Raw genomic sequence first — 17,291 nt, 5'->3', positions numbered from 1 at the left:
GGATCGAAAGACCTGCCTTCCGGCACCCATGCAAGCATCACGGACGCGTTAGAGTGAGGCACCGTTCCGCCATTCCTTTTCTATGCGTCACGCGTGCTTCCTGATCATGCTGTGCCTCGCGCTATGCGCCTGCCAGCATCACCATATGAATAGCGGCAACGACGGCACCGCGGACGCGGCGCTGCCTTCGTACGACAACTTCTCGCCCGGCATCGTGCTGGGTGATGTCACGCAACACGTGAAGGTGCTTTCGTCCAACGCCCTGCTTGGACGCACGGTGGGTGGCACGCCTGAGCAACGCACCGTCGACTACATCATCCAGCAGTACAAGCGCATTGGACTGGAGCCCGGCAACAACGGCCAGTGGCTGCAATCGGTGCCCTACGTGGCGACGACGCTGCAGCATGCCGGCACCACCACGCTCGACGTGCATGGCAAGAACGGCGCAACGTCGCTGGCGTTCGGCAAGGACATGGTGGTCGGCACGCTGGACGAACAGGCGCACAGCACGCTGACCTCGTCACCGCTGGTCTTCGTCGGTTACGGCATCCATGCGCCGGGTGAGCACTGGAACGATTACGCGGACGCCAGCGTCAAGGGCAAGACGGTGATCATCCTGGTCAACGATCCCGGCTGGGCCAATCAGGATCCGGCCCTGTTCCATGGCCGCGAGTACACCTACTTCGGTCGCTGGAACTACAAGTTCGAAGAGGCAGCCCGCCAGGGCGCCAGTGCCGCGTTCATCGTGCACGACACCGATGCAGCCGGTTACCCATGGTCACCGGTTCGCCAGAGCTGGAGCATCGCGCGGTTCGACCTGCCCAAGACCGACGAAGGCGCGCCGCGACTGCCGGTTGCAGGATGGCTGACCACCGATGCCGCACGACGACTGTTCGCGCAGGCCGGTGCAGACTTCGATGCACTCAAGCAACAGGCTGGGCAGCGCGGCTTTGCCGCCGTGTCGCTGGACGCCACGCTGGACACGGCGTTCGACAGCAGCATCGTCCGTGGCGAGTCGCACAACGTCGTCGCAAAAGTCACCGGCACCCGGCGTCCCGACGAAACCATCGTGTATTCCGCGCACTGGGATCATGTCGCCGCCGCCGGCGAGCCGGCGCATGGCACCGTCGACAACGCCACGGGCGTCGCGGGCTTGCTGGAAATCGCCGAGGCGTTTGCGCATCGCGCGCCCAAGCCGCACCGCTCGATCATGTTCATTGCCACCACGCTGGACGAAAGCGGGCTGATCGGTTCGCGCTACTACGTGCAGCATCCACTGGTGCCGCTGGCGCACACCGTTGCCGACATCAACCTGGACATGCTGCCGGTGAACGGGCCTGCCAGTGCATTGGCCGTGATCGGCTTCGGTCAATCGCAGCTGGATGATTACCTGGTGGACGCCGCCCACGCACAACGCCGACGGGTCACCCCGGATCTCACGCCGGAAAAGGGCTTCTTCTTCCGCTCTGACCAGCTGAGCTTCGCTCGCGCCGGCGTGCCGGTGCTGTATGCGCGCTCGGCGGCGACGCAGCCCGACGCCGCGCCCAGCGCAGGCGACGCGCCTGGCGTGCAGGATGCCTTCGACCCGCACTGGAACCTCAACGGTACTGTCGAGGACGTCCGTGCCCTCTTCATGGTCGGCAGCCGGCTGTCGATGGAGGACACCTATCCGCAATGGAAGCCGGGCAGCGACTATCGCCGCCCGGAGAGCATGCAGGGGCTATGAAGCAAACCCCTCAGGCGATGTAAGCCGCCGGCTGCAGGATCTCGATCCAGTAATCGTCCGGATCGCGGATAAAGGCAATGTGCTTCATGCGCCCGTCGGTCAGGCGCTTCTGGAAGGTGACGCCCAGCGCCTCGAAACGCGCACAGGCTTCTTCCACATGGGGCACGGACACGCACAGGTGGCCAAAGCCGCGCGGCTCGGCGTTGCCATGGTGGTAATGGAAGGCGTCGTCCTGCTCGGTGCCATGGTTGTGGGTCAGTTCCAGCACGCCCGGCTGGCCAAGCACCCACTGCAGGCGGGCGGCGTCATCCTCGGGGATCACTGCACGGTCAGCCACCAGCACCAGATAGACGATGGTGAACGCTGCCTCGGGGAAATCCTGCCGATGCACAGGCGTGAAGCCCAGCACTCGGGTATAGAAGTCCAGGGAGCGCGCCAGATCCTTCACGCGGATCATGGTGTGGTTGAAGACAAAGCCACGGGTGGCAGGCTCAGGCATGGCGACGCCCGGCATCTCGAGCAGTTGGGTAAACGACATCAGAACGGTTCCGTGAAAACGATTTCTCAACATGGGGTTCATGGAGAGCCCCGGCAAGCCTTCCATCGGAATAACGAATCCACCCATAGAATGTCGCCATGACCACTGCGCCACGCCAAGTGCTGCTTGCCGGTGCCACCGGGCTGACCGGGCAGAAACTGCTCGAGCTACTGCTTGCCGATGCCGGTACCGCGCATGTGCTCGCCCCGACCCGCCGCGCGCTGCCTGCTCACCCCAAGCTGGAGAATCCGGTGGGCATGGTCAGTCACCTGGTCGCACAGCTTCAGGGGCGCGTCGACACCGTGTTCTGCTGCCTCGGCACCACCATCCGGCAAGCCGGTTCGCGCGAGGCCTTCCGCATGGTCGACTACGACCTGCCTGTTTCCCTGGGTCGCCACGCGCGTGCACTCGGGGCCAGCCACTACGTGGTCATCAGCGCGCTGGGCGCTGATCCTTCATCGCGCTTCTTCTACAACCGCACCAAGGGTGAGTTGGAGCTGGCCCTGCAGAAGCAGGACTGGCCACGCCTGACCATCGTGCGGCCCTCGCTGCTGCTGGGCGCCCGTCACAAGCCCCGCGCGGGCGAGGTGCTGGCCGCACCCTTCTCTCGCATCCTGCCGGGGCGCTGGCGCGGCATCAGCGCCGATACCGTTGCCCAGGCCATGTGGCGACTGGCCAACGCGCCCGGCGACGGCCTGCGCATCGTGGAATCGGACGAACTGCAGCAACTGGGCGCCTGACGCGCCCTGCCAGACGCGCATAAAAAAAGGCCGCCCCAAGGGCGGCCTTTGACTGACGGTAACGTCGTAAATCAGCTGCGGGCGAGTGCGCCCGGGCGCTTGGCGCCGGCGAAACGCTGTGCCCAGTACGACTCGTCCAGGCTGTCCACGCGCACGGTCTTGCCACGCGAGGGCGAATGGATGAACTGGCCGTTGGCGATATAGATGCCCACGTGGGAGATGCGGCCCTGGCCGCGCTTGCCCGCCGTGCGGAAGAACACCAGGTCGCCCGGCTTCATGTCGCCGCGGTCGACCTTCAGGCCGGCCACGAACTGCGATGCGGAGTTGGTCGGCAGATCGAGGCCGACAGCATGGGCGAACACGTAGCGGACGAAGCCGCTGCAATCGAAACCGGTGGAGGGATCGCGCCCGCCGCGCACGTAACGGATGTCACGCAGCTGCATGGCCAGGCTGATCAGGGTCTTGCGCAGATCGGAGGTGTCGCCAGCCAGCGAAGCCACCGAATTCTGGGCCACGCCGGCATCCGGCATGCCGCTATCCATGTCGTCGTCATCGCCCCAGCCGGCCGACTTGCTGGCAACGGCCTTGGCGACGGGAGCGGCGGACTGGGCGAGCATCGCGGCCGGCGAGAACACGGCCAGCTGACCCATGAGGTTCGGAGCAACAGCGGTAGCAGAAGGCGTAGCGGTCGGAGCGGCAGTCAGCGGTTCAGCGAAAAGCGGAAGGGACGTGAGCAGTGCACCAGCAAGCGCAGCAGCGGCGAAAATTCGCTTTGTTGGCATGTGGGACAAATCCCTTTGCAATTCGTTAATTACGCCGTCTTCAGTTCGACGGGCCGTGATGGAGCCGTGAACTTAGCAAAGGGATCTAGATCGTTTGTTCGGACGGGGTTAACTGAACTCTGTCGTTTCGAAATTTGGCATGGCCTATGCATTAGACCTAAGTGGCTGATTAATCGATGAAATATGTGTCAAACTGGTTACATATTGATCAATTAGTGAACTAATTATTCAGTTCGGTACCGTATGTTTTGCGACTTGTCTCACACCGAAAACGGCCGTACCGACCCGGATTTCGGTCGCGCCCTCGGCAATGGCGAGAGGGAAATCGCCGCTCATGCCCATGGACAGGCGCGGCAGGTCATGGCCGCGGGCCTGTTCGGCGTCACGCAGTTGCCGCAACCGGCGAAAACAGGTGCGCACCGCGTCGCTGTCGTCCGACTGCACGGCCAGCGTCATCAGGCCCCTGACGCGCAGGCGGTCGAACCCACGCAAGGCGTCGAGCAGCGCCGACAGCTGGTCAGGAGCCAGGCCGTGCTTGCTCTCCTCCGGCGAGGTCTTCACCTCGACCAGCACGTCGATCGCGCGGTCCTCGATCTCCAGGCGCCGCTGCAGCACTTCGGCCAGCTCCAGCCGGTCCAGTGACTGCACTTCGCTGACCAGACGCGCCACGTCCTTGGCCTTGTTGGTCTGCAGGTGGCCGATCACCACCCATTCGACCGATTCGCCGGCGAGCGCCTCTGATTTGCTGCGCACTTCCTGCACCTTGTTCTCGCCAAAGCGATGCAGCCCCAGCGCCATGGCCGCGCGCACCACCTCGGGCCCGAACGTTTTGCTGACAGGCAGGATCGATACCTCGCCTGGATCACGCCCGGCGGCGTGGCAAGCAGCGTCCACGCGTGCGCGCACGTCCGCCCAGTTGGCGGCGAGATAGGAGAAATCGTTGGAAGCTTCGGACATCGCTGGCAACCCCGGCGATGCGCCACGCAGGCATCAGGCCAGCCGATACCCGCGACGGGCGCGGGTGGAAAACGCGTCGCCCCGGCAAGGCGCCGGGGCGACGATCAGCCTCAGGCCTTGGCGCCCTGTTCGTAGTGGCGAGCCACCACGTCGGCCACCACCATCGACACCTTCTTGCCGGTGGGGATATGCAGGAACTCGTTGGGGCCGTGTGCATTGGAGTGCGGGCCGAGCACGCCGGTGATCAGGAACTGCGCCTTCGGGAATTTCTCGCCCAGCATGCCCATGAACGGGATGCTGCCACCCTCGCCCATGTAGGCCGCCGGCGTGCCGAAGTAGGTTTCCGAAGCCTTGGCCACGGCTTCTTCCAGCCACGGCGACAGCTGCGGCGCGTTCCAGCCACTGCCGTCCTTCTCCAGCTTGAAGTTGACCTTGGCGCCGTACGGCGGATCCTTTTCCAGCAGCTGCTTGAGGAACTGGCCGGCCTTGGCGCCGTTGAGCGTCGGCGGCACGCGCAGGCTCAGCTTCACCGAGGTCTTCGGGCGCAGCACATTGCCGGCGCTTTCCAGCGGCGGCATGCCGTCCACGCCGGTGACGGCGAGCTGGGGACGCCAGGTGCGGTTGAGCACCAGCTCGGTGAGGTCTTCGGTCACCGGGTGCATGCCTTCCACGAACGGGAACTTGTCGTACACCGCCGTGCCCAGCACCTGCGCCGACTTCTTCGCCTGCTCGATGCGCTGCTGCGGAATGTCGACGTACAGCTCCTTCGGCTTGATCGTGCCGGTTTCCTGGTCTTCCAGGCGGCTCAGCAGTTCGCGCAGGATGCGGAAGCTCGACGGCACCACGCCCGACGCATCACCCGAATGCACGCCTTCTTCCAGCACCTGCACGGTGAGTTCGCCGCCGGTCATGCCGCGCAGCGAGGTGGTGAGCCACAGCTGGTCGTAGTTGCCGCAACCGGAATCCAGGCACACCACCAGCGAGGGATTGCCGATGCGATCGGCCAAGTGGTCAACGTAGTACGGCAGGTCGTAGCTGCCGGACTCTTCGCAGGCTTCGATCAGCACCACGCAACGCGCGTGCGGCACGCCCTGCTCCTGCAGCGCGAGCAGCGCGGCGAGCGAACCGAAGATGGCGTAACCGTCGTCGGCGCCACCGCGGCCATAGAGCTTGTCGCCCTTGATCACCGGCGTCCACGGGCCCAGGCCTTCGGCCCAGCCCGTCATTTCCGGCTGCTTGTCGAGATGGCCGTACAGCACCACCGTGTCGTCGCCCGTGCCCGGCACTTCGATATAGATGAGCGGCGTGCGGCCTTCCAGGCGCACCACCTCGAGCTTGGCACCCGGCAGCGCGGAGAGCTTGCTGTGCGCCCAGGTCTCCATCAGCTTCACCGCGGCATCCATGTAACCGTGCTCCACCCACTTGGGGTCGAACATGGGCGACTTGTTCGGAATGCGGATGTACTCCACCAGCTGCGGCACGATTTCCTCATCCCACAGTCCGCTGATGAAACGGTTGAGGCGAGCGGTATCCATGGGCGACTCCTGCGGCGTGGGGAAAGACCGTCATTGTATCAGCCCACGCGAGAGCACCCCTGCCATGCAGGCCCACGCTGCATCACGCCCGAATCCCCGCGCTGGCTTCCGTCCTGCCGACAGTCAGGAATGCAGCGTCTGGGCACAGTCATGGCGCGGCCGATGAGCGGCCGCATCCAACCAGGGAGGTTCACCATGATCAAGCAGATTGCAGCGTCGCTGCTGGCACTCGCGCTCAGCTGGACGGCGTTCGCCGCCACGCCCGTCAACGTCAACAAGGCAGACGCCGCCACGCTGGCCACGTCGCTCGACGGCATCGGCCCAACCAAGGCCGCTGCCATCGTCTCGTACCGGGATGAGCACGGCCCGTTCAAGAGCGTCGACGACCTGACGCACGTCAAAGGCATCGGTCCGGCCACGCTGGAACGCAACCGCAGCGCCATCCTGCTGAGCGACAGCGACGCACCGGCAAAGCCCGCTGCTGCAGCGCCCGCGCCGGCCAAGGCCGCACCTGCGGCCAGCAAACCCGCCGGCCAATAACCAAACCCATCAACCACTTGCGTTCAAGAAATAGTATCCGGCGAGGTATGGTATCCCTCGCCGGATGCGCCTACACTCGGCCGCCTTGCCATCGGTTAGGGCTACCATGATTGTTCCGCGTTACCGCATAACTGCGTCGAACATTGCTGGTGCGGGTCAGGGGCTGTTCTTACTCGAAGACGTTGCCGCCGGGCAGATAGTCACGGCGCCGGACGCCATTGACCGCACCTACCGCTACGACGAGCTGGTCGGCTCGCCGGAGTTGTCGGCCCAACTCTATGCAAGCGCCCGCTGGTTCGAGGACCGCTACACCGTGTCCCCGGACTGGCCGGACGAGTGCTACATCAACCACAGCTTTGCGCCCACGGGGCTGTGGCATCTGGGTTTCGTGTTTGCCGCGCGCGATTTGCCGGCCGGCACGGAAATGACGGTGGATTATCGCCACCTGTTGCCTCCGGGCGAGGAAGAAGCCTTCGTCGACGCTGCCACCGGGCAGCGCATCGTGGGCCTGCCGTGGATCGAAAGTCTTCGGACGAGCACGCACGCCCTGGCGTCACTGCTCGATGGCACCCGACTTGCTAGCTGAAGATCATGATCGACATACCTGTCATTGAAACGGCGCGACTGCGTCTTACTGCCCTGGCCGAACGTCACTTCGACGATTACGCCGCCATGCTGGCGGACCCCGCGAGCACGCGCTGGGTCGGCGACGGTCAACCGCTGGATCGCACCAACGCGTGGCGCTCGCTCGCCATGTTGATTGGCCACTGGCAACTGCGCGGCTACGGCATGTGGGCGCTGGAGTTGAAGGACACCGGCGAATTCATCGGCCGCGCCGGCCTGATGTGCCCGGAGGGCTGGCCCGACCTGGAGCTGGGCTGGATGCTCAAGCCGGAGTTCCGGCATCACGGTTACGCCACGGAAGCAGGCAGCGCCATTCTCGATTTCGTCTGGCACACGCTGGGCGCGCCGCGCGTGATCAGCCTGGTGAAGATCGGCAACGAAGCTTCCGACCGGGTGGCCGAACGACTGGGCGGAGAGCACATCGAAGACATGGATTTCTTCGGCGCGCACAACCACGTATTTGCCTATTACCGGCCCTGCGTCGAAAAACGTCGCGCCTCGGCATGAGCCAGCTGAGCCGACTGCCCGCCGATACCCTGCTGGGCGCGCACTGCGCCAAGGGCACGGCATTGATCACGCCCATCGCCTGCTGGCCGGGCGAGGATGACTGGCAGTGGCAGATGACCCTGATCAACATGGATCAGGATGTCGATTTTCCGGCGCATGTGGACCTGCGTCGGCAGTTCGTGCCGCTGGACGCTCCGGTGGATATCCTCTTCCCCGACGGCCGCAGGCAATCCCTCGCACGCTTCGAGATGGCGCATTTCGACGAGCGCAGTGATCCGAAGGCCTGTCAGCCGACGGAGCCCACGCGCACGTTCAATCTCAAGCTGCGCGGCGACACTCAGGGCGAACTGATCGCCCGGCCGCTCAACGGTGCCATGGTATTGCTCGCTCCCGCGGGCTGGCGCTGGTTCGTACTACTGCTGTCGGGACAGGCCAAGGTCATTGCCGACCACCTTTCGCAGCAGATGGAAGCCAACGACATGCTGTGGATCGACCCGATCCCCGGCCACCCGATACGGATCGAAGGCGGCGGCGAGATCGTGCTGGCGCGCCTTCCGGCGAACTGAGCTCTTGCCTCAGTAAACGTCGCGGCGATAGCGACCTTCTTCGCGCAGTCGCTCAACCGCCTCATCACCCAGCCTGTCGCGCAGCACGGCATCGACGCCCGGCGCCATGCCGGCAAGGCTGCCGCATACGTATACCGCCGCGCCCTGCGCCACCCACGCCTGCAGAACATCGCCATGCCTGCGCAGCCGGTCCTGCACGTAGTCGCGCGAATCGCCCTCGCGCGACCAGGCCAGGTCGATCCGTTCGATCAGGCCCTGCGCCTGCCAGCTGAGGATTTCGTCGCGGTGATAGAAGTCGTGCGCGGCGTCGCGTTCACCGAACAACAGCCAGTTCCGCACCCTGCCCGCGGCGATGCGCGCCTTCAGCAAGGCGCGCAAACCGGCCAGGCCGGTGCCGTTGCCGATCAGCACCATCGGCCGGTCGTCAGCCGGCATGTGAAACCCGGGATTGGCGCGAATGCGCAAGGCGATGTCCTCACCGATCTGGGCGTATTGCGTGAGCCATCCGGAACCGATGCCCGGCGAACCGTCGTCGCGCGACATGCGTCGAACCAACAGATGCAACGTGCCGTCGGCCGGCATCGATGCGATGGAATATTCGCGATGCGGAAGCGCCTGCAGGGCGGCGGCGAGCTGTTGCAGCGATTTCCCGCGCGCCTGATCGTGTTCGGGCAGATGACTGGCGACCAGCCATTCCCGCAGCGCTGCGCGGCGACCGGCATGTTCAACCAGTGCGTTGCCATCGAGGCCATAGGTCGCCAGCCATGCGTCGACGGCGGGCATGGCATGCCGCGGTCCGATCTCCACCAGATCGCCGGCCTGCCATGTCGTTTCACCCTCGAGCGGACGCAAAGCGAGATGGAAACAGGGACCACCCGCGCTGCCTGGATTGAGCAGCACGCGTTCGGTCAGTTGCCAGCGCCGGTAATCGGGGGCCTGCCAGTCCGGCAATTCGGCCGCCCCGGACAGCAGCGCCAGATGGTGTTGCCAGTGGCGCAACGCCGAGGGATCACCGTTGTCCACCTCTACCGGATCGAACAGTGGTGTTGCACCGCTCTGCTGCAGCCAATGCTGCAGGGCACGGCCGAAGCCGCAGAAGTCGTTGTAGTCGCGATCGCCCAGTGCCAGCAGGCCGTACTGCAACGATGCAAGCGTTTGTGGCGCGTGCATGCACTGGGTAACGAACCGTGCCGCGCTATCCGGCGCATCGCCCTCACCCGTTGTGCTGACCACGAACAATACGCGGCGCGCTTCGGTAAGCATCGCCACGTCGATCTGGCCAAGCTCCACCGCTCGCGCGGGCACGCGGGCCTGCTGGAGGCTCTGCGCGGTCTGTCGCGCCCATTGTTCCGCGGTGCCGGTCTGGCTGGCGAAGACCACCAGCAGCGTTTCACTGATCGACACTCGATCAGCGGTGACGGGACCGGCCTGCCGGCGCGAGGCGGCGCGGCGATGCCAGCCCAGCCATCCCGTGAAGCCAGCCCATGCCACCAGCACGATGCACGCCCACCACCAGCGCGACGCAGTTGGCGCATGCCACTCCCACTCGCGCGCATGCAAGGCCATCAAGCCGAGCAGCACCGCGCCGAGCAAGCTGCACAGCACGATGTTGCCCCATGCGGGTCGCGTGTCGGCAGGTGCCGGGCTCATGATGCCAACGCAGCCTCGAACGCCGGCGACAGCCGCTCTTCCAGTCCACGTTCGCCGTGCAGGATGAACATCACCGCGAGGCCACGCTCGCGTGCGTACGTCATGCCCTGCTCCGGCCCGAGCACCGTCATCAGCGTGCCCATGGGATCGGCGTGCATGGCGTCGGCCGCCAGCACACTCACCGAGGCCACGGTGTGCGGCACCGGCCAGCCGGTGCGTGGATCGATGTGATGCGAGTAAGTCACGCCATCGACTTCAAAGCGACGGCGGTAGTCCCCTGACGTAGCAATGGCTCGCCCGGTCAGGCATACCACCTGGCTGAGCTGGTCAGCACGTTGCACCGCGCCCACCGCAGCGCCCGGGCGCTCGATGCCGATGCGCCATGGTGAACCGTCGGGCTTTCTGCCCTTGCCCTTCAGTTCGCCGCCGACTTCCACCAGCCATGCATCGATGCCGGCGCGGTCCAGATGCTGCCCCACGAGATCCACGGCATAACCCTTGGCCACCGAGGACAGGTCGAGGCTGATGCCGCCGGGCTGGAAGATGCCGTGGGTGGCGGCATCCAGCTTGATACGCCACCAGCCGATGCGCTCGCGTGCCGCGTCAATGGCATCGCGCGAAGGCGGCTCGTGACGCGCGGCGTCGGGGCCGAAGCCCCACAAGTTGACCAGCGGACCGATGGTGGGGTCGTACGCACCATCGGTCTCGCGTGCCACCTGCAACGCGTGCCTGACCACGTCGAAGCACTCGGCAGGAAGCACATGCCAGGTACCCGCCGGCGCCGCGTTGAAGTGGGACAACGCCGACGCAGGCTTGTACGTGCTCATCTGCCCGTCGATCAGATCGAGCACTGACTGGATACCGCGCGCGCGCGACACCAGCGACAACTCGGCCGGCATCACCGCGCGCACTGACCAGAACGTGCCCATGGTTTCGCCCTGCACGGACTGCATGATGAGATCGCTCATGGCCGCCGTGCCAACCGGCGTGGTTCACTGCCGTGGACGTGCATTACTGCGGCAACACTTCCAGCGTGGCGGCGTAGGACAGGCGGCGCACCTTGGCCTGCTTGATGCTGGACTTGTCATCCTGCGTGCTGGCGCTCACCCAGTACATGCCGGCGTGCGGCCAGGTGATGCTGAACTTGCCGTCCTTGTCGGTGGTGACGTCGATCTCGTCCTGCGCGTTGCGGTAGCGCGTTTCGCCGGCGATGGCCATCACTTTCAGGTTCGATGCCGGCTTGCCGTCCAGCAGCAGCTGGAAGGTGGCGGCTTCGCCCGAAGCGAGATCGGTGACGCGTGTCACCGGCGCCAGCTCCAGGCCCTTCCCCTCGGCCTTGAGTGCACCGTCGCTGGGCTTGCCGTTGGTGACAAAGGTTTCCACGCGATTGATCGACTCGGACACTTCCACGTTCTTCGCGTTGGCGGGAATGGCCTTGGCCAGCTCTGCCGGTTCGCCACGCCAGCGCTTCTTCTGGCCATCCGCTTCGTAGCTGGCAAACAGGCCGCCGTTCACCGCAGCGATCTTGTACGTGCCCGGTTGCGTCAGGTGCACGTCGAACACGCTGCGGTACTTGCCGGTCAATGCGTTCTCCGGCTGGGCGGCATGGCCGTCCGGCGCGGTGACGACCACGCGATCCAGCGCTACCGGCATGTGATCGGGATAGAACAGGTCGTTGGATACGGCCGCATCCACGGTCACCCACGGATCCGCGCCGGAAACGTTGGTCGCCGAGGGCACCAGCCACATCTTGTGCGCCTGCGCACCGAACGGCAGCGCCAGGGCAAGGGCCAGCACGCCCCACTTCATCGAGTGCTTCATCATGATGTTGTTCTCCTTCGGTTACGGGGCCAGGTCGACCTTGACGGCGCCCAGTTCACTGCTGCCCTGCGCGGCCAACTGTTGCGGCGCGGTTGCCGGCCAGGTGAACGGGACACGCACCACTTCGCGGCCGCCGACTTCACGCGCGGCTTCCACCACCAGTTCGTACTTGCCCGGCGCCAGCGGGCCCAGCGGCGCCTTGCCGTCATGGAAGCTCAGCTTCTGGTCACCGGCCGGGCGCGTCGCACCCGACACGCCGTCCACCGGCATCTGCAGGTCGCGACCGCCACGACGCCACCACTGGCGCAGTTCGGGCAACCACTTGGTACCCGCGCCTTCCTTCGATTCCTTCTGCGCATACCAGACCGCCAGCTGCGCGGCGACACTGTGATCCTCGCGCTCCACCCACACGGCGGTATACGGACGGTGGTACTCCGCCACGTTGAGCTGCGGAATCTGCACGGTGACATTGAGATCGGCTGCGGCAGCGGGAGCCGCCAGCAGGATCGCGGGGAGAGTCAGGGAAAGGCGGCGCATGGCGGTTCCTCTAAGGGCGAGAAGTGAGTGAAGAGGAGTGAGAAGACAGAGAAAGGCGTAATGCTCACTTCTCTCCACTCACTTCTTGTTTCAATGAATGAAGATCAAGGCGAGCAACAGCGGTAGTACCAAGCCGAACGCCACCAGCGGCCAGGTGGCACCGCGTTGTGCGGCGTGCATTTTCAGCAGCAGTAAACCGGTGACGGAAAAGATCACGCAGGCCAGCGCGAACACGTCGATGAACCAGCCCCAGGCCGGGCCGGCATGGCGCCCCTTGTGCAGGTCGTTGAGGTAGGCGATGACGCCGCGCGTGCTGCGCTCGGTCTCCACCTTGCCGGTTTCGCGATCAATGCTGACCCACGCGTCGCCTCCCGGGCGTGGCATGGAAATGTAGATTTCGTCGGACGACCAGTCGCCCGTGCGTCCGGCGACGTCCACGTCCAGCGCACCGGACATCCAGTCCGCCACGGCAACAGGCAGGGCCACGCCCTTGCGCTCGTCGTCGCCGCTGACCGCTTTCAACAACGGCGCGGGCAGCTGGGCGTTGCGATGCACGGTTTTCGCCTGGGCCTCGATCTGGCCGGCGTGATTGAGCGTAAAGCCGGTGATGGCGAACAGCAGCATGCCCACCAGGCACAAGGCCGAGCTGATCCAGTGCCATTGATGGAGCTGCTTGAGCCAGAACGAACGGCTCGATCCCATTCTGCTGTTGTGCACCCGTGCCGCCGATTCCATGCCTGCCTTTCAGACCCCGTTGATGGTCTCTCGAATCAGCGCCATTTCAGCGGCTGGCCATGCAACCGACACGCCTGCCCGCTGTCTCAACATCCGTCGGGGCGCTAAGCTGCCGCCTCGGGCGGCCTGTTCCTGACACCGACGCGGGATCTTGCCACAAATGAGAATCACTCGCAATTCAACGACCACGGACGGCGCGCCTCGGCTGCGCCAGCCTACCGCCCCAACCGGACACTGATATGCGCATCCTGATTGCCGAGGACGACCCCTCCATTTCCGCCGGTGTAAGTGCCTCCCTGCGCCAGGGCGGTCACGCGGTGGACGCAGTAACCGACGGCGCCAAGGCCGACGCGGCGCTGCGCGACACCCCGTACGACCTGCTGATCCTGGACCTGGGCCTGCCCAACCTGGATGGCGCGGACGTGCTGCAACGCCTGCGCAAGCGCGGCACCGGCCTGCCCGTGCTGGTGATCACCGCGCGCGAAGGCCTGCGCGAACGCGTACGCGTGCTGGACCTGGGCGCCGACGATTACCTGGTGAAGCCTTTCGCCCTGGCCGAATTCGAGGCGCGCGTGCGCGCCCTGCTCCGCCGCTACACCTCGCAGGGTGCACCGGAACTGGTCATCGGGCGGCTGCGCCTGGATCTTCCCGGCCACCGTGCATGGATCGACGACAAGCCGCTGGAGCTCACCGCGCGCGAATTCGGCCTGCTCGAAGCCCTGGCCGCCCGCCCTGACCGCGTCACCAGCCGTGGACAGCTGGTGGAAGCCCTGTGCAGCTGGGACGAGGAACTCACCGACAACGGCCTGGACATCGCCATCTACCGCCTGCGTCGCAAGCTCGGCGATTCGGGCACGCAGGTGCGCACCATCCGCGGCCTCGGCTACCTGCTGGAAGAGATAAAGGAAGGCAAGGAATCGAACGCATGAGCGAAGCGGCGCCAAAGCGGGACGAGTCATGGCTCTATCGTCTGCTTGAGCCCGATGGCCGTCCCAGCCTGCGGCGTCGCCTGCTTTCATCGCTGCTGGTGCCGCTGATGCTGCTGCTGGCCGTGGAAAGCCTGATTACCTACGGCGGCGCGCTGATCTACTCCAACCACGTGCACGACCGTGACCTGGGCGACGATGCCATGACGCTCGCCCAGATGCTCAGCCAGGAAGACCTTGGCGGGCAGATTTCGCCGCAGGCCCGCTTCCTGCTGGAGTACGCGCCGGAAGGACACAACTATTTCAACGTCAGCAGCCAGAAGCACGGCCTGCTGGCCGGTTCGCCCGAACTGCAGCCGGCCCCGCTGAGTGGCGCCAGCACCGATGGCGAGCCCGCGCTGTACAGCACCACGCTCTACACGCCCACACAGAAACGTCGCGAGCTGCGAGCCGCCACGGTGCGCATTCCCAACCTGCAGGATCCCACCGACCAGCTCACGGTCACCATGGCCGAAACCTTCCATGACCGTCACCAGCGCGCGAGGGAAATCCTGCTGCTGAGCATTCCGGCGCAGGCATTGCTGATTGCCAGCGTGTTCCTGCTGGTGTTCTACGGCGTGCGCGTGGGTTTGCGCCAGATCGATCCGCTCACCGCGCGCCTTGCCGCACGCGAGCACGACCTGGCCCCCATTGGCGATGCCGACGTGCCGGTGGAAATTCTCCCGCTCACCCGCACCATCGACGGACTGTTCGCCCGCCAGCGCGGCATGCTGGCGCTGCAGGAGCGCTTCATCGCCGACGCCGCGCACCAGCTCAAGACGCCGCTCGCCGGCCTGCGCGTGCACGTCGAGCGTGCGCAAATTGATCCAAGCAAGGAAACGGTGACCGATGCCCTGCAGCACATCCTGCGCCTCACGCAGCGTGCCAGCCGCACCTCCAGCCAATTGCTTGCGCTGACACGCGCGCAGTCGCCGGAACTGAGCGAAACCGCGCCGCTGTGCCTGCTCGACCTGGCCCAACTGATTCCCGAACTGCTGAGCGTGCGCGTGCACGACGCCATCGCCGCTAACGTGGACCTGGGGTACGAGGGCCCCGCCGGACCGGTATGGATCGACGGTGACCGCCTCTCGCTGCAGGAAATGCTGGACAACCTGATCGACAACAGCATGCGCTACGCCGGCCGCAACAGCATCGTCACCATCGGTGTGTCGGTGCTCAGCGAAGGCCCGTGCATCAGCGTGGAAGACAACGGCCCCGGCGTGCCGCCGGCGTTCCTCGAACGCCTGGGCGAGCGCTTCTTCCGCGTGCCGGGCATCACCGAGGAAGGCACTGGCCTTGGCCTGGCCATCGTGGCGCGCATCGCCGAACGCCATCGTGCGCTGGTGCGTTTCCTCAATGGCAGCACCGGCGGGCTGCGCGTGGAAGTGGTGTTCCCGCCGGCACGAACGTCACGCACTGCGTCGTGAAGCCTGTTCTCCCGCGGCTTGTTGCGTCGGTGTAGCGACCATCCAATTCCGAAGTGTCTGATGGTCTTCGGCCTCCAGCCCGAGGACCATGGCGCCCTTCGTGGACGAGGCTTTTGTAATGCGCGGTCTCTCGACCGCCCTCCTCACCCGTTGGTCCCGGCTATGCACGTGCACGCGCCTCCCGCCGCTGCATTTCCGGCTTGCGTCGTCATCAAGCCTCTTCGTCATGGCCACAGCCACAGACCATCCTGTGTGGAAGCACAGCAACCCCCTGTTCCGCCGCATTGCCATCGAACTTGGTCGTGATCCCCGGCTGATCGAAGCATTACCCAGGCTGGCGACTACCGACCCTGTGCCTGCCGTCAGGCAAGCCGCCTTGCAGCGCTGCGCCGACGTCGCCGTGGCGCAACGCGTCGCTCACGACGATGAGGATCCGCCGCTCCGCGCGCAGGCGCGCGCGTTGTATTTCTCGCTCATGGCCGGCACCCACACTCAGACGCCTCCGGCCCAAGAGCGCCTGCGACTGCTGAGTGCCAGCACCGATCCGGCGCTCTGCCTGCACGTAGCCATTCGCAGCCCGGATGCTGCGATGCGAGGCGCGGCGCTACAGGCATTGCAACGCCGGCAGTCCGCCATGCCTGGCAACACTCGCGATGAAGTGACGCGGGCGGATGAAAACCCACTGTTCAACCGGACTCGTTCGCGGGCCATGCTCAGGCGCGCCATCGTCGTCGTTGCTTGCGAGGTCGCGCGCGCCCTGTCGACCCAGCGCATCGTGGATGCGTGGAAATGGGCCGATACCATGGAACGGTTCGTCGCCGACTGGCCGGTGCGCTGGCCATTACCCTGCTCCGCTGTTCGCGCGGCCAACCTGATGCAGCAAACCTTCCGTGCCACTGACACCGCTGCCTTACCCACAGCGCGACCAAGGACAGACCTCCAGTTCGACGCGCCCCAGGTCAACCTGAGCCGCTTCGCCGTCACGGCGTAACGCAGGAAACGAACATGTTCCATCGCAAGAAGCCGGACCATGCCGACCATAGAACCAGCCTGATCGCACACGGCACCGTCATCAGCGGCAACCTGACCTTCACCGGCCCGCTGTATCTGCAGGGGCAACTGCAGGGCGAGCTATCGTCGGGCGACGCAGATGCCGTATTGACGCTGGGCGAGCACGGCGATGTGCAGGGCGATATCCGCGTGCCCTTCGCCATCATCCACGGTCACGTGCGGGGTGACATCCATGCCACACATCGCCTCGAGCTTGCGGCAACGGCACGCGTTACCGGCAATATCCATTACACGACACTCGTGCTGACGGTCGGTGCGCAGGTCAATGGCCACATGCGCCACGGCGCCGACATGGCCGCCATGGAACCTCCGGCGCAAGCTCCCGCCGATCCTGATCCTCATGCCGATACGGCTGCAGATGCAGACGCCAGCATCGCATCGTCGCCCGGGCCAGCCGAGACACGGCGCGAGCGTCGACGCCGGCGCGCGCGCCATCCTGCCTGCTGACGACCGATCGCACAAAAAAATACGGCGACGCATAAGCGCCGCCGTTGTCACACTTCCCCTGCATGGGAACAACTTGAGACAAACCTTTAAAACAACGCCGCGGGATTTTACCCCGCGGCGTTC

The 17,291-nt window shown here is 65.4% G+C and carries 19 protein-coding genes; 10 read left to right on the top strand and 9 right to left on the bottom strand.

Annotated features, from left to right (window positions below; translation table 11 throughout):
• Positions 1-145 precede the first annotated feature (145 nt).
• Positions 146-1,726: a M28 family peptidase gene (locus H8F01_RS15425; RefSeq protein ID WP_187055955.1), complete on the top strand. Its 1,581-nt coding sequence runs from the start codon at positions 146-148 to the stop codon at positions 1,724-1,726.
• A gap of 10 nt (positions 1,727-1,736) precedes the next feature.
• On the opposite strand, the gene gloA is transcribed toward H8F01_RS15425, so the two are convergent.
• A complete protein-coding gene (gloA, locus tag H8F01_RS15420) occupies positions 1,737-2,264 on the bottom strand; it encodes a lactoylglutathione lyase (RefSeq protein ID WP_187055954.1) in 528 nt (175 codons plus the stop codon).
• A 98-nt stretch (positions 2,265-2,362) separates the two neighbouring features.
• On the opposite strand from gloA, the gene H8F01_RS15415 reads away from it, so the two are divergent.
• On the top strand, positions 2,363-3,004 hold the full coding sequence (locus H8F01_RS15415; protein WP_187055953.1) for an oxidoreductase: 642 nt from the start codon (positions 2,363-2,365) through the stop codon (positions 3,002-3,004).
• A gap of 71 nt (positions 3,005-3,075) precedes the next feature.
• Here the strand turns inward: H8F01_RS15415 and H8F01_RS15410 are convergent, their stop codons facing one another.
• The 3 genes from H8F01_RS15410 to H8F01_RS15400 form a co-directional block, all read right to left on the bottom strand.
• On the bottom strand, positions 3,076-3,786 hold the full coding sequence (locus tag H8F01_RS15410; protein ID WP_187055952.1) for a C40 family peptidase: 711 nt from the start codon (positions 3,784-3,786) through the stop codon (positions 3,076-3,078).
• A 228-nt stretch (positions 3,787-4,014) separates the two neighbouring features.
• Positions 4,015-4,743 (bottom strand): YggS family pyridoxal phosphate-dependent enzyme, encoded by a 729-nt coding sequence (locus H8F01_RS15405; protein WP_187055951.1) that lies wholly within the window; start codon positions 4,741-4,743, stop codon positions 4,015-4,017.
• A gap of 110 nt (positions 4,744-4,853) precedes the next feature.
• Positions 4,854-6,278, bottom strand: a complete 1,425-nt coding sequence (locus tag H8F01_RS15400; RefSeq protein ID WP_187055950.1) for a M20 family metallopeptidase — start codon at positions 6,276-6,278, stop codon at positions 4,854-4,856.
• A gap of 195 nt (positions 6,279-6,473) precedes the next feature.
• Here H8F01_RS15400 and H8F01_RS15395 point away from each other — a divergent pair, with 195 nt between their 5' ends.
• The 4 genes from H8F01_RS15395 to H8F01_RS15380 all read left to right on the top strand — a co-directional run bounded on the left by H8F01_RS15395 (position 6,474) and on the right by H8F01_RS15380 (position 8,515).
• Positions 6,474-6,818 (top strand): ComEA family DNA-binding protein, encoded by a 345-nt coding sequence (locus H8F01_RS15395; RefSeq protein ID WP_187055949.1) that lies wholly within the window; start codon positions 6,474-6,476, stop codon positions 6,816-6,818.
• Positions 6,819-6,924: 106 nt separating this feature from the next.
• Complete coding sequence (locus H8F01_RS15390; protein ID WP_187055948.1) at positions 6,925-7,404, top strand: SET domain-containing protein; 480 nt, start codon at positions 6,925-6,927, stop codon at positions 7,402-7,404.
• A gap of 5 nt (positions 7,405-7,409) precedes the next feature.
• A complete protein-coding gene (locus H8F01_RS15385) occupies positions 7,410-7,949 on the top strand; it encodes a GNAT family N-acetyltransferase (RefSeq protein WP_187055947.1) in 540 nt (179 codons plus the stop codon).
• Positions 7,946-8,515 carry a HutD family protein gene (locus H8F01_RS15380; RefSeq protein WP_187055946.1) on the top strand — a complete coding sequence of 190 codons (570 nt, stop codon included), beginning with the start codon at positions 7,946-7,948 and terminating at the stop codon, positions 8,513-8,515. Before H8F01_RS15385 ends, H8F01_RS15380 begins: the two co-directional genes overlap by 4 nt.
• Before the next feature lie 9 nt (positions 8,516-8,524).
• Here the strand turns inward: H8F01_RS15380 and H8F01_RS15375 are convergent, their stop codons facing one another.
• The 5 genes from H8F01_RS15375 to H8F01_RS15355 all read right to left on the bottom strand — a co-directional run bounded on the left by H8F01_RS15375 (position 8,525) and on the right by H8F01_RS15355 (position 13,258).
• Positions 8,525-10,165 carry a sulfite reductase subunit alpha gene (locus tag H8F01_RS15375; protein ID WP_187055945.1) on the bottom strand — a complete coding sequence of 547 codons (1,641 nt, stop codon included), beginning with the start codon at positions 10,163-10,165 and terminating at the stop codon, positions 8,525-8,527.
• Entirely contained in the window at positions 10,162-11,133 is a 972-nt protein-coding gene (locus H8F01_RS15370; RefSeq protein ID WP_187055944.1) for an FAD:protein FMN transferase, read from the bottom strand. Before H8F01_RS15370 ends, H8F01_RS15375 begins: the two co-directional genes overlap by 4 nt.
• Positions 11,134-11,176: 43 nt before the next feature.
• On the bottom strand, positions 11,177-11,989 hold the full coding sequence (locus tag H8F01_RS15365) for a DUF4198 domain-containing protein (RefSeq protein ID WP_187055943.1): 813 nt from the start codon (positions 11,987-11,989) through the stop codon (positions 11,177-11,179).
• 18 nt (positions 11,990-12,007) lie between these two features.
• Positions 12,008-12,523: a DUF2271 domain-containing protein gene (locus H8F01_RS15360; protein WP_187055942.1), complete on the bottom strand. Its 516-nt coding sequence runs from the start codon at positions 12,521-12,523 to the stop codon at positions 12,008-12,010.
• 90 nt (positions 12,524-12,613) lie between these two features.
• Positions 12,614-13,258, bottom strand: a complete 645-nt coding sequence (locus H8F01_RS15355) for a PepSY-associated TM helix domain-containing protein (RefSeq protein ID WP_187055941.1) — start codon at positions 13,256-13,258, stop codon at positions 12,614-12,616.
• A gap of 239 nt (positions 13,259-13,497) precedes the next feature.
• Here H8F01_RS15355 and H8F01_RS15350 point away from each other — a divergent pair, with 239 nt between their 5' ends.
• From H8F01_RS15350 to H8F01_RS15335, 4 genes are all read left to right on the top strand, one after another.
• Positions 13,498-14,187, top strand: coding sequence for a response regulator (locus H8F01_RS15350; protein WP_187055940.1), 690 nt, complete (start codon positions 13,498-13,500; stop codon positions 14,185-14,187).
• A complete protein-coding gene (locus tag H8F01_RS15345) occupies positions 14,184-15,650 on the top strand; it encodes a sensor histidine kinase (protein ID WP_187055939.1) in 1,467 nt (488 codons plus the stop codon). The genes H8F01_RS15350 and H8F01_RS15345 overlap by 4 nt, the downstream gene beginning before the upstream one ends.
• 226 nt (positions 15,651-15,876) lie before the next feature.
• Positions 15,877-16,641: a hypothetical protein gene (locus H8F01_RS15340; protein WP_187055938.1), complete on the top strand. Its 765-nt coding sequence runs from the start codon at positions 15,877-15,879 to the stop codon at positions 16,639-16,641.
• A 14-nt stretch (positions 16,642-16,655) separates the two neighbouring features.
• The gene (locus tag H8F01_RS15335; protein ID WP_187055937.1) at positions 16,656-17,168 is read left to right on the top strand and encodes a bactofilin family protein; all 513 of its coding nucleotides are present in this window, start codon (positions 16,656-16,658) and stop codon (positions 17,166-17,168) included.
• Positions 17,169-17,291 lie beyond the last annotated feature (123 nt).

The organism is Dyella telluris (assembly GCF_014297575.1).
Classification (GTDB): domain Bacteria; phylum Pseudomonadota; class Gammaproteobacteria; order Xanthomonadales; family Rhodanobacteraceae; genus Dyella; species Dyella telluris.
The sequence above is the reverse complement of the archived record's forward strand: the minus strand, read 5'-3'. Positions and strand labels throughout refer to the sequence as shown.

Excerpts from the sequence above, each read along its gene's own strand:
- H8F01_RS15380 (WP_187055946.1), top strand. The coding sequence starts at position 7,946 with ATGAGCCAGCTGAGCCGACTGCCCGCCGATACCCTGCTGGGCGCGCAC.
- H8F01_RS15350 (WP_187055940.1), top strand. The coding sequence starts at position 13,498 with ATGCGCATCCTGATTGCCGAGGACGACCCCTCCATTTCCGCCGGTGTA.
- H8F01_RS15370 (WP_187055944.1), bottom strand. The coding sequence starts at position 11,133 with ATGAGCGATCTCATCATGCAGTCCGTGCAGGGCGAAACCATGGGCACG.
- H8F01_RS15405 (WP_187055951.1), bottom strand. The coding sequence starts at position 4,743 with ATGTCCGAAGCTTCCAACGATTTCTCCTATCTCGCCGCCAACTGGGCG.
- gloA (WP_187055954.1), bottom strand. The coding sequence starts at position 2,264 with ATGTCGTTTACCCAACTGCTCGAGATGCCGGGCGTCGCCATGCCTGAG.
- H8F01_RS15425 (WP_187055955.1), top strand. The coding sequence starts at position 146 with ATGAATAGCGGCAACGACGGCACCGCGGACGCGGCGCTGCCTTCGTAC.
- H8F01_RS15360 (WP_187055942.1), bottom strand. The coding sequence starts at position 12,523 with ATGCGCCGCCTTTCCCTGACTCTCCCCGCGATCCTGCTGGCGGCTCCC.
- H8F01_RS15415 (WP_187055953.1), top strand. The coding sequence starts at position 2,363 with ATGACCACTGCGCCACGCCAAGTGCTGCTTGCCGGTGCCACCGGGCTG.
- H8F01_RS15340 (WP_187055938.1), top strand. The coding sequence starts at position 15,877 with ATGGCCACAGCCACAGACCATCCTGTGTGGAAGCACAGCAACCCCCTG.
- H8F01_RS15410 (WP_187055952.1), bottom strand. The coding sequence starts at position 3,786 with ATGCCAACAAAGCGAATTTTCGCCGCTGCTGCGCTTGCTGGTGCACTG.
- H8F01_RS15375 (WP_187055945.1), bottom strand. The coding sequence starts at position 10,165 with ATGAGCCCGGCACCTGCCGACACGCGACCCGCATGGGGCAACATCGTG.
- H8F01_RS15390 (WP_187055948.1), top strand. The coding sequence starts at position 6,925 with ATGATTGTTCCGCGTTACCGCATAACTGCGTCGAACATTGCTGGTGCG.
- H8F01_RS15395 (WP_187055949.1), top strand. The coding sequence starts at position 6,474 with ATGATCAAGCAGATTGCAGCGTCGCTGCTGGCACTCGCGCTCAGCTGG.
- H8F01_RS15335 (WP_187055937.1), top strand. The coding sequence starts at position 16,656 with ATGTTCCATCGCAAGAAGCCGGACCATGCCGACCATAGAACCAGCCTG.
- H8F01_RS15355 (WP_187055941.1), bottom strand. The coding sequence starts at position 13,258 with ATGGAATCGGCGGCACGGGTGCACAACAGCAGAATGGGATCGAGCCGT.
- H8F01_RS15385 (WP_187055947.1), top strand. The coding sequence starts at position 7,410 with ATGATCGACATACCTGTCATTGAAACGGCGCGACTGCGTCTTACTGCC.
- H8F01_RS15365 (WP_187055943.1), bottom strand. The coding sequence starts at position 11,989 with ATGATGAAGCACTCGATGAAGTGGGGCGTGCTGGCCCTTGCCCTGGCG.
- H8F01_RS15400 (WP_187055950.1), bottom strand. The coding sequence starts at position 6,278 with ATGGATACCGCTCGCCTCAACCGTTTCATCAGCGGACTGTGGGATGAG.
- H8F01_RS15345 (WP_187055939.1), top strand. The coding sequence starts at position 14,184 with ATGAGCGAAGCGGCGCCAAAGCGGGACGAGTCATGGCTCTATCGTCTG.